The sequence below is a fragment of the Cronbergia sp. UHCC 0137 genome (assembly GCF_034932285.1).
Lineage (GTDB): Bacteria > Cyanobacteriota > Cyanobacteriia > Cyanobacteriales > Nostocaceae > Cronbergia.
Genome location: NZ_JAYGHC010000044.1, coordinates 1 through 11,951 on the forward strand (window position 1 = coordinate 1; position 11,951 = coordinate 11,951).

The 11,951-nt window shown below is 37.7% G+C and carries 6 protein-coding genes; 1 reads left to right on the forward strand and 5 read right to left on the reverse strand.

The annotated features are described in order from the left end of the window. Positions 1-90: 90 nt before the first annotated feature. Positions 91-603: a DUF29 family protein gene (locus VB711_RS19530; RefSeq protein ID WP_323287913.1), complete on the reverse strand. Its 513-nt coding sequence runs from the start codon at positions 601-603 to the stop codon at positions 91-93. Between the two features lie 210 nt (positions 604-813). On the opposite strand from VB711_RS19530, the gene VB711_RS19535 reads away from it, so the two are divergent. Next, positions 814-2,190 carry a YcjF family protein gene (locus VB711_RS19535; RefSeq protein ID WP_323287952.1) on the forward strand — a complete coding sequence of 459 codons (1,377 nt, stop codon included), beginning with the start codon at positions 814-816 and terminating at the stop codon, positions 2,188-2,190. A 70-nt stretch (positions 2,191-2,260) separates the two neighbouring features. Here the strand turns inward: VB711_RS19535 and VB711_RS19540 are convergent, their stop codons facing one another. The 4 genes from VB711_RS19540 to VB711_RS19555 form a co-directional block, all read right to left on the reverse strand. Next, the gene (locus VB711_RS19540; protein WP_323287914.1) at positions 2,261-2,767 is read right to left on the reverse strand and encodes a hypothetical protein; all 507 of its coding nucleotides are present in this window, start codon (positions 2,765-2,767) and stop codon (positions 2,261-2,263) included. A 33-nt stretch (positions 2,768-2,800) separates the two neighbouring features. Continuing rightward, positions 2,801-4,024 (reverse strand): EAL domain-containing response regulator, encoded by a 1,224-nt coding sequence (locus tag VB711_RS19545; protein ID WP_323287953.1) that lies wholly within the window; start codon positions 4,022-4,024, stop codon positions 2,801-2,803. Next, on the reverse strand, positions 4,017-9,575 hold the full coding sequence (locus tag VB711_RS19550; protein WP_323287916.1) for a PAS domain S-box protein: 5,559 nt from the start codon (positions 9,573-9,575) through the stop codon (positions 4,017-4,019). Before VB711_RS19550 ends, VB711_RS19545 begins: the two co-directional genes overlap by 8 nt. A 446-nt stretch (positions 9,576-10,021) precedes the next feature. Further along, positions 10,022-11,951, reverse strand: a 1,930-nt coding sequence (locus VB711_RS19555; protein ID WP_323287918.1) for a glycoside hydrolase family 10 protein, incomplete at its 5' end; no start/stop codon positions are given.

The window sequence follows — 11,951 nt, forward strand, 5'->3', positions numbered from 1 at the left end:
TTAATCTAAAAACGCTCTCCGGTATCGGGGGGCGTTTTTGTTTTTATTTTTAGTATTTGACCTTAAAGAAACTTGCTTGCACACATAATTCTAGCCATTGTTCCAATCTTCACCCCCTGGTAATTGGGTAAGATAACTATCTATAATATCTGGTAATTCTCTATTTGCGTAGTTATATGTCATTGCTAATAACTCAATTGCATTGAATAATAATTGTTCTTGGTTAAGCATTTGTGAAAGCTTCTGTCTTTTTAAACTACCATTTAAAACCTCTAAACTTGCATCTGCTATTGCTGGTGTAAGTTCATCTTCTAGGTAAATTTCCCATTCATCTAGATTGATGTAATGAGATTTTTTATTATCTTTCAGATTTAGTTTTTTGATTTCTATCAATGAATTACGAATAGACGCAATCCAAGAATTTGTTAATCTCTGTTCAATTTGATTTTTAATTAAATGAATCAACAAAACTCTTAAAAAAGCTTGAATATTACGGATAATTGCTTGTTTACTCATTCCCTCTAATTCATCCACAATTGCTAAAGCATCTGTGTAACGTCCTTCTGTAATGCTATTTCTGAGGTCGATTAATTCCTGTGTCATCTGTATTAACCTCAAGTTATAAATAAGTGAATATTTATTCAACCACTGCATAATTATATTTTATAATTAAATCTGTTTACCTGTGGCATTCGGAAAAGCAAGTTTTGATCTATTCTGAAAGAAAAGCCATCACAAGCGCGGAGAATCAGGATTGTGAAGTTAGATAAACCAATATTGGTGGGAGGACTAGGATTGTCCTTTTCCCTGTGGATGTTAGACACTTGGCATGATTCAATAGTGCAGGTGGGAGAGTTTGGCCTGCTGAGTGCTTTAGCTGTTGGTGGTGGGTTGTGGTTATTGCAAAAAAATCGCCCCCACTTTGGTGAACAGCTAGATGATATGATTGTCGATAGGGCATCTGTAGAGAGTGCGTTAGTTAAAACTGAAGCTGTAATTAACCAACTCGCACAGGAAACAATCAACCACCCAGTTTTAGAAACCCTACGTGAACAACTTGCTAAGTTACGCTTAGAGTTAGACAGACGAGAAATTCAAGTTGCTGTCACAGGTGGGAAATCTGTAGGTAAAAGCACAGTTATAGAATTGCTAAAACAAGTAGAAACCTTATCTACAACATCTCTACATTTTTGGGAAACAGCACCTTTATTTGCAGAATTAGGTGAAAATGCAGATACAGATATTTTATCAGAACTGCAAAAATCTGATTTTGTCTTGTTCCTGACTAATGGTGATTTGACAGATTCAGAGTTTCAAGTTTTACAGCAACTAAAAGCAGCCAAACAACCAAACTTGCTGATTTTCAACAAACAAGACCAGTATATCTTAGATGAACGAGCTACAATTTTGCAATCCTTGAAACAGCGAGTACAAGGTAATGTAGTAGCTACTGCGGCCAGTCCTATTGCGGTGAAAGTGCGGAAACATGAAACTGATGGTTCTGTGCAAGAATGGATGGAACAACCAGTACCAGATATTCAGCAATTAACACAACAGCTAGGGCAAATTTTAGCACAACAAGGACAGCAGCTAGTTTGCAATACTACGATGGGGAAAGTTTTATTACTAAAAACTGAGGCGAAGAAGTGGTTAAATGGGGTGAGGAGCGATCGCTCTACTCCCATCATAGAACAAAATCAGTGGATTGCTGCTGCTGCTGCCTTTGCAAACCCAATTCCCGCCTTAGATATATTAGCAACTGCGGCGATTAATGCCCAAATGGTAATGGATTTGGGAAATATCTATCAACAAAAAATTTCCTTAGAACAGGCGCAACAAGTAGCCGGAACTATGGGAAGCTTGATGTTGAAATTAGGTTTGGTGGAACTTTCTACCAGGGCTGTTACTGGTATTCTCAAAACCAACGCTGTTACTTTCGTTGCTGGTGGACTGGTTGAAGGTGTAAGTGCTGCTTACCTTACCAGAGTTGCTGGGTTGAGTTTAGTTGAGTATTTTGAACAGCAAGAAGTTGCTTTAGAATCGGGTAATGCGTTAAATTTAGACAAATTGCGCCAAGTTGTGCAAAATGTATTCCAGCAGAATCAAAAATTGGCTGTTTTGGAAGCTTTTGTTAAACAAGGTGTGAAACGGTTGTTACCCCAAGCCAAGCCGGTTGAAGTTGTGGGATAATTTCACGAAAAGACGCAAAGATGGTAAAACAACTTTGCGCCTTTGCGCCTTTGCGTGAGGTATAATCTAATTAATTCAATTGACGATGAACTGCAAATAGACAATCATTGTATTGGTGATCAACTTCAAGATTTGTAAACGCCCAAGCAAATTTATAAGGTTTTTGGTATTCTCCTAAAATATTGATCCGGTGACAAATATTAGGAATTTTGGTTAAAAACCTGGGTTCTAAAGGTAAATCACAAGCAAAGATACCCTTAACTATGTTTGTTGTACCTGTTATCCCTAAACTATAATTAATCATGATGGCTACATAATATCTATCCTCTGATGTATGGAGGACTTGAACTAAGTCATCATGACTAATACCAAGCAAATGATCAGGTAATTTCAAGCCTTCGCTGGTATCTAAGGGTATATTTTTAGTTTTAACCCAAGCGAAAATTTCTTGATATTTTGTCAATGCTGCACGTTTGCGGAAATAATATTTAATCTCGACAAATAAATGAGTTATCCAGTATATTATTTGGAACAGTGTTAAGACAAATCCGGTAAATATTCTTTGTAAATTAAACATTTATTTTATTATCAGGGCATAACTCCTATAATATTATCCATTCCCTAGACTTGGTAAAGATTTTTTAGATAACAAAAGTTGTTCAAATTCTAATTTTGGTAATGGACGGCTAAAAAGAAACCCTTGAATGGCATCGCAGTGATTTTGGCGTAAAAAGTTTAGTTCTGCTTCTGTTTCTACACCTTCTGCAATTATCTTTAAATTCAGGCTTTGTCCCATTTGAATTAAGGCTTTGGTAATTGCTGATTTTTGGTAGTCATTAGTGACATTTTGGATAAAATAACGGTCAATTTTTAGTGTATTAACGGGAAATTGCTTGAGATAACTTAATGAAGAATAGCCTGTACCAAAATCATCAATGGCAATTTTAATACCTAAAGATTGTAACTGATTCATGGTAGCGATCGCATTTTCAACATCTTCCATAATCATACTTTCTGTTAGTTCCACTTCTAAACAATGTGGGTCTAAATTATAAGTTTCACTCAAATTAATTATTTGGGTAATTAAATCTGATCTATTAAATTCAATCGCTGATAAATTTACAGCAATAGTTAATGGATAAATTCCCCGATTTTTCCAGGCACTAATTTGTTCACATACTGTTTTTAACACCCATTTCCCAACATTAATAATTAATCCATCAGCCTCTAATAAAGGAATAAATTCTCCCGGTGATACTGTCCCCAATTCTGGACTTTGCCAACGTAATAAGCTTTCAGCCGAAATAATTTTACCAGAGACAATATCGACAATTGGCTGATAATGTATATCAAATTCGTGATAATTTTCTTGATTGAATAGCTGATGTAAATTAGATTCTAATAACTGCATTCTCGGAGTCGTTTTATTAGCCTTTACTTGGTTAAATATGTACTTTTTTAAATTGGCATATTTTTCTAATTTATTGATAATAGCATTCAATAACTCTGTCCTAGTAAATGGCTTAGTTAAATAGTCATCTGCCCCCATATCCATACCTTGACGAAAATCGGATCTGGCTGATTTAGCAGTTAGGAAAATAAAGGGAATTGTTGCTGTTAGTGGTTCTTGACGTAATGCTGTTAATACCCCATATCCATCTAATTCGGGCATCATCATGTCACACAAAACCAAGTCTGGCACTTCAGTCATAGCTAAATTTATACCTATCTTACCATTGGCAGCAGTGATAGTTTCAAATTCTTCAGCTTCTAGCAAATCTAAAAGATTTTCCCTGACTGATTCCTCATCTTCGATTACTAAAATTTTAGCCATCATGTTCCTCATTTTGTATTGGTTTATTTAATGGTAAAGTGACAGTAAACTTTGTTCCTGATTTTATATTACTAATGACAGAAATTTCACCTTCGTGAATATCTATACATTTTTTGACTATTGCTAGTCCTAATCCCGTGCCTACAATATTACCAACATTACTAGCACGATGAAAAGATTCAAATAATCTGGGTATATCTTCTTCAGGGATGCCAATTCCCTGATCTTGAATTTCAAATACTGCTTGCCCATTTTTACAAGATAAGGTAAAGGTGACAATAGTATCATCTAAGGAATATTTTATGGCATTAGAGATTAAATTAACCAGAATGTGATTCAACAATTTTTCATCCATACAGCATGGCATTGACTCCTGTAGGCTACTAAAATATAACAGATATTTATTCCTTAAACTTAACCGAATTTCTTCTACTAACTGACGGCAATATTCAACCAAATCAAATGATATTGGTACATATTCTAGTTTTCCTGCTTCTGCTTTGCCAATTACTAAAATGTCATTTAACATTTCGGTCATTCGCTTAACGGCAGTTTGAATACGATGTAGATGGGTGAGTTGTTTTTCTTGGGTCCATCGTTGACGGTAATGTTCGAGTAATTCTGAAGAAGAGAGAATCGTACTCAAGGGAGTGCGAAATTCGTGGGAAGTCATCGTGATAAACCGAGATTTAAGTTCGTTGAGTTCTTTTTCTTTTTCTAAGGCTATTCTCAGGTCTTGTTCTAATTGCTTACGATCTGAAATATCCGACAAATAACCGACACATTCTAAGGGATTACCTGATTCATCCCAAATAATTTTTCCTCGGTCATCTATCCAGCGATAAGTATTATCTTGATGTAATAAACGATATTCTAGGCTATATTTTCCCTTTGCTAATTTTTTTGATAATTCTGTTAACACGTGAGGTTTGTCTTCTGGGTGGATTAAACTGAGCCAAAAGCCTGAATCATTGATAAATAATTCTGCCTCATAGCCCATCATGGTTTTTATATTTGCGCTGATGAAGGTAGCGCCATAGTCTCCTGATGTTTTGCTGCTATAGATTACCGCTGGACTAGAAGTAAGTAAATATTGGAGTCTTTGTTGACTGAGAAGTAAGGCAGTTTCTGCTTGTTTGCGTTCGGTGATATCAGTTTGAATACCAATATAGTGGCTGAGTTCACCATGGGGATCATAAACAGGAGAAACGCTTAACTCATTCCAAAATAAACTACCATCTCGACGATAGTTTTGCAAAATTACTGTACAATTTTCTCCTGCTTCCATGGCAGCATTGAGTTTTTGTAATTCTGGTTGATTGCTGTCAGTAGCTAGAAACAAGGGAAACTTTTCTCCGATCGCTTCTGCTGATGTGTAACCAGTCATTTGTTCAAAGGCAGGGTTAACATAAATGATGATTCCTGATGGTTGGGTGACATCAGCAATTAAGATGCCATTACTACTGGCAGCGATCGCCCGATCGCGCAGTCTTAAACCCTCTTCTATCAACTTACGCTGAGTAATATTAGTATAAATACTGACGAAAGCTACAATCTTACCTGTGGTATCTTTAATCGCGTCTGTACGCAGGTCAATTTGTACTTTACAACCACTACGAACTTGCATTGTTACTTCACCACGCCATGATTCACCTCCGTTAACAGTTGCCAATATTGTTGTTAATATTTCTTGATTTGTAAAATTTCCTAACAGTCCGCCAACAGAATTTAGTTGATCACAATTGTAATCGAATAGTTCTATAAATGCCGGATTTACATAGGTTACTTCCCCAGAAGTATCTACTATACTAATAGCATCGCTGGTACTTTCAATAGCTTTACGTAATCTTAACAGAGACTTTTCTGCTAATTTACGTTCAGTTATATCACGGGTGATTTTAGCAAATCCGCGTAATGTACCGTTTTGATCTCGCAATGCAGTTAAAATACAATTTGCCCAGAAATAGGAGCCATTTTTGCGAACAAACATAGTCTCGCATTCACACCGACCATTGGCGTTGGTTATTTCTAGTTGTTGTGCGGGTAGGTTTTTAACAAGGTCTTCTGGTCGAAAAAAGCAGGAAAAATCTCTGCCAATAATTTCTGCTGCCTGATAGCCAGTAATAGCTTCTGCACCAGAGTTCCAACTTATTACCCGTCCCCCTGGATCGATCATATAAAGTGCATAATCTTGAATACCTTCTACTAATAATCGGAACAACTCCTCACTATAGCGGAGGTTTTCTTCTACTCGTTTGCGTTCTGTGATATCTGTAGAAATTCCACAAACAGCATAAGTAATACCATGGGCATCTTTTAAAGGAAACTTCACTGATAAGTAGATATGTAATCCATCTGCTTGGGGGATAGCTTCTTCAAATTTTATAGGTGTACCTTTTACTAAGACTTCACTGTTATTAGTGGCAAATACATCAGCAACATTATAAGACCAAACATCATATAAACTTTTACCTGTTATCTCCTTTTGAGTAGTATTAAAGAGTTTTTCATATTGTCGGTTAATTAGCAAATATTTATTTTCAGTATCCATCAGATAAATCACGGCCGGGGAATTATCTAAAATTGACTGTAGTTGCTGTTGGGTTTCTTTCAGTGCTAACGCTTCTCGCTGACGTAAGGTGATATCTCGATCAATGCCACGATAACCACGGAATTTACCTTCACAATCAACGATTGGCACTCCATTAGTTTCCAAAACTACCAGATGACCGTCTCGATGGATATTGATGTTTTCTAGACATTTTAAGGTTTGTTGCTTGGCAGTTATTGATCTAAAAATTTCCTTTATCCGTTCTACTTCTGTCGGTGGCATGAACTCAAAGGGAGTTTTCCCTAAGATTTCTTGGGGTTCATAACCTAAAATTTCTCGAACTTTGGGACTGACGTAGGTATAAACGAGGTTTTCGTCAACTTCCCAGACCCAATCACTGGTAGTTTCGACTAAGTTACGGAAACGTTCTTCACTTTCTTGCAGGGCTGTTTGGGTTTGTTTGCGTTTTATACCTAGAGCAATTTCACCTGCGGCTATACATAAGGCTGTGAAGGTTGATTCTGTGATTGGTTGACGAGAAAACATGGCGATCGCTCCTAATGTTTCTCCTTCTACAATTAAGGGATAACCGGCAAAAGCCACCATACCTTCTTGTTTTGCCCATTCTCTAGAACTAATATCAGGATCATCCTGCACGGAGTTGGTGATATAAGGTTTACCCTCAGCCACAATCGAGCCTATTTTCAATTTTCCTACTGGTACAATTTTGTGCTGTCCGTTAATGTGGGTATATATCCCTGAACTAACTTTCAATTCCAGGACTTGCTGTTCTTGATTCAATACCCAAATTCGAGCAAAAGCCGCATCAAGATGTTTCACTAAGGCATCTGTACAGCCCCTCATCAGACTTTCTAAAGTTTCTGACTGAGTTAAAACCGTATCTACATCAGCCCGGAAATCTGCCAATCGTACCCTTTCCGCTAGTGCTTGTTCTACTAATTTGCGATCGCTGATGTCGGTAATTGTTCCAACATAACTAATGACTTCTCCTGTATCTCCTAATTCTGGAACTGCTTGACCAAATACCCAACGCACAGTGCCGTCAGGACGTTGAAACCGATATTCTAAATTAAATGGCAATTTTTCTTTAATAGCTTGATACCACTCTGTATAAACTTGCTCTCTGTCTTCTAGATCAATAGCATTCATCCATCCAGTACCAATGGCATCTTTGAGACTAATTCCAGTAATTTCACACCAGCGTTCATTGACATAAAAGCAAGCTCCTTGAGCATCTGTGCGAAATATCCCTACAGGTGAAACTGCGGCCATGGTGTGATATCTTCGTTCACTGTCCCGGAGGGCAGTTTCTACTGTCACGCGATCGTTGATGTCGGTATTCGTCCCAAACCAATTAAGTATTTCACCTTTTTCATCTTTTAAAGGTAAAGCCCTTCCTAAATGCCAACGATAGGTTTTTGAAGCTTGCTCAAACAGACGAAATTCAACTTCATAATTTTCACCTGCGACTATGGATTTACTCCATGCTGCTAGGGTGATCAGCCAATCTTCGGGATGTACTAATGCTGGCCATTTCCGACTTAAAATTTTATCTGGGGTAAAATTGAAGTAATCTAAGGTGCGTTGATTAACATACTGGATGCTACCATCTGTTTTGGTAATCCATACTTGTTGGGGAATGGATTCAGCTAAAAACCGAAATCTCTGTTCACTTTTTTCTAGGTTTTCTTGTGCTTGTTTGCGATCGGTAATATCTTCAAAGGTGCATAAAACACCTATTACCCTACCTTCTTTGTCGTGAAGTGGAACTTTATTGGTTTCTAACCAAGTCTGTTCACCATTGGGTTTGAGCAATGGTTCAATTATTCGATACATTGGTGTATCTGTCTGCATGACTTTGGCATCACACTGACGGTAAAATTCTGCTTCCTCACGACTGGGGAGAAAATCGTAATCTGTTTTACCGATCACATCTTCTGGATGTTCAAAACTTAATACTTTGGCAAAGTTAAGATTACAGCCTAAATAAACAGAATTTCTATCTTTCCAAAAGATACTCTGGGGAATATTATCCATAATTAGCTGTAACATTTGTTGGGATTGCCGTAACTGCTCCTCTATAATTTGGCGATCGCCAATTTCTGTTACTAGCTGGTGATTAATCTCCTCCAGGGCAGTAGTACGTTTTAATACTTGCTGTTCTAGCTTCTCGTTAGCCTGTTTTAAGGCTGCTTGTGTCAGCTTTAGATCATGAATATCCCGTGCTTCGGCAATTAGTAATATAACTTTACCTGTTTGGTCTATGACTGGTTTGATAGAAAAATCAATAATTCTGGATGTTTCAGAGTTTTTTTGAAGTATATCTAATTCGCAATGGATAATTTCTCCTTGATTAGCGATCGCGATCGCTTCTTGGATTTGCTGCTGGGTTTGTGAAAAAGACCAACATTGCATTTCCCAAAATGGCAGATTATATACTTCTTCTGGCTTTAATTCTCCCAATTCCAAAGCTCTTTGGTTGAGTTCAACAATCATCCCTTCTGGTGTCAGCACTGCACTACAGTGAAGTTTACTGTTAAAAATGGCGCGGAATTTTGTTTCGCTCTCTTGCAGTTGAGAAGTCAGACAATTCAACCCGAAACACATACTTTCAGCCGTGATTGTGCCGATTAGTTGATCTGTTTCATCTACAACGACTATTAACCTCACCAATCGTTGACGTAAAACAGACAAACAAGTATGGACTTCCTGCACTCTGACGATCATTTCTGGGCTGTACATCACCTCAGAGATTTGTGCTGTATTTAAATCAATCCCTGATGCTATTAGCTGCACCAAGTCTTGCGGTATCAAGCACCCTATCACCTGTACACCAGATTTGACTACGACTCCTTTACGGTAAGTTGCCATGAGAGCGATCGCATCTAATACACGACTCTCTGGTACTACCGTCAACGGTGAAAAATCAATAATTGACCCTAAATTTTCTAGCGATAAACACTGGGTAGATGCTTGCATGGTTTAAGTGAATACTCACTAAGCAACTGAACAATTTAAAATTCAGGTCATCGTTTAAGTGAATACTCACTCAACAACTGAACAATTTAAAATTCAGATCATCATGCAACTTGATTAATTTTGCATCATATAGGGTTTTTGATCTAGCAACGGATAAAGCGGTAATTAAAGGACAATACTAAAACTTAGCCACTAATAGCCTTTTAGCACTGTCATCTGCTGTATCAATCAGTAAACCTCAAAACCTGTAGGAGCATGGTTGCCCTGTTATTAATTGTATTGCATTAGATCGATAACCTATATATTAGAAAACCAAATATTAATTGTATCAAATCATAATTTAATCTAGTTTACCAGTAAAGTAACGGTGTTCATATTCTATTGTGGCGCAAAATTTATAAAATGGGATTCTATGAAAATATGGTAAAGATTGAGAACATTAATAACTATTTTTCAAAAAGCAGATTTACCCGTCTTTCCCCATAACGCAATAATCTTTCAATAGCTATCAAACGATTTTCCCACACTTTGACTTGATAAGGGTTAACACGGGCTTCTAGCTGCATCCAACTCGGAAATTGAGCATTGAAACGATAAAGCGTCTCCCTAGCTTTAATTAGATTACCGGCAGAAGGCAAAACAGTGAGTTCATTTAAAGCAGCTTGAACTTCCTTGACTTGTTGATTAAAATTAGCTATAGTAGTACCCGCAATTCTTAATTGCCCTTCTTTACCCACAAATTGCCATTCCTTTTGTAGCGCTATATAACGAAAAGCAGCAGCACGAAAAGGTTGACGTTGGGGAATTGGTTCGGTTTTTGAGTTTTGTAACTGACCTTGGGTACTACTCAACATTTGATCTATTTCCCTATTAAAATTTTCTGCGGCAAATAGGGCATAGCCACTAACAGGTAAGTCTCGCACCAGTTGCAGTTGATCAAATGCCCCAATATTCGATAAAGACAACAGACGAATCCCCGGTACTAATAAGGTAGAACCTAATTTAGTAGAATTAATCCAAGGTTGGGCTAATCGCTGGAATCGGGGAGTATCCACAGCATAGGTCATCGGTACTATTAAATCTACATCTCCCCTTCTTGCCCAAACTTCCCAATGTTGTTGTAGTTTTTGAATGCGTTCCTGTTCTGGTAAAGGAAATACAGCGACAGACAAGATTAAACTCCTGGGTTTCGTGCAGTTAGTCTGGGGACATCGCTTTTGTTGCAACATCTGTGACACTTGGGAAACAAAATTATCTACCTGTTGGGTGCGGAATGCTGTCCACTGTAGCCATAAATCCCGTTGATTTGGGGAAATATTCACCGGATCTACCCCAGTTTTTTGCTGAAATTGTTCTCTGGCCGCTTTACCATAGCCATAGCTGCGACCTAAAAAGGGATCTTGGAAGGGATAGCGAATGTAATCTAATTGCAGACCATCTACTTGATAGCGACTGACAATTTCTTCATATAATTTGAGTAAATATTCTCTGACTTCTGGATTTGCTGGATCTAAGAAAGGTTTGGTTTGACCAATGGGGATCATTTTCCCCCTCTGATCATAGTTAGCCCAATCGGGACGGGCTGCTAATACGGGTCCTGGATAATCAGGATTGAGGTTGAGTAGCTTATTATGACCTTGATTACCCGCCGCAAATACCCACACCCAAGCGTGTAACTCCATACCCCTAGCATGGGCTAATTTCACGGCTGAAGCTAGGGGATCCCAGCCCCTAATTAAGGGGTTTTGCTGTGGTGCAATTTGACTGGGATATATAGGATAACTGGCATTGATGGTTTCAAAAAAAACGGTGTTAATTCCTGCTTGTTTTAAGCGATCAAAAATCTTGGCTAGTTCTGCTTCACTACCTGCTTTAACTATTGTGCCTCGATCTAACCATACAGAACGGATTTCTGATGAAGCTAATTGTTGATTGATTGGAAATTGCTGCGATAAGTTTTGCTTTGTGATTAACCACTGCTGACGTATCCAACTATGGTTTTTTTGTTGAATAAATAAGGGAATATTTTTGAGAAAATCTTTTGACTGTGTTAAAGTTTGCTGTAAATTAGAATTTGCTTTGTTCTGGTCTAAGTTTTTGTTGATGGTGTTCTGGGAATTATGAACTGAAGCTGCTAAATTGGCACTTTTTACACGACCAATAAGATTTTGTAATTCTTCTTGGAGTGCGATCGCTTCTTTTTGATTAATTTGTTTTTGAGAGTTGGGTATAACATCAAAACGAACTGATTCTTCTAATTGGTTAATCTCATCTTGGAGATTTAGTAAGGTGACTGGGGTAAGGGCTTGGATATTTTGAGGTGGAACTGTTGAAATAGGAGTTTTAGGTTTAACTTTAGAAATACGGGGTTTGGGA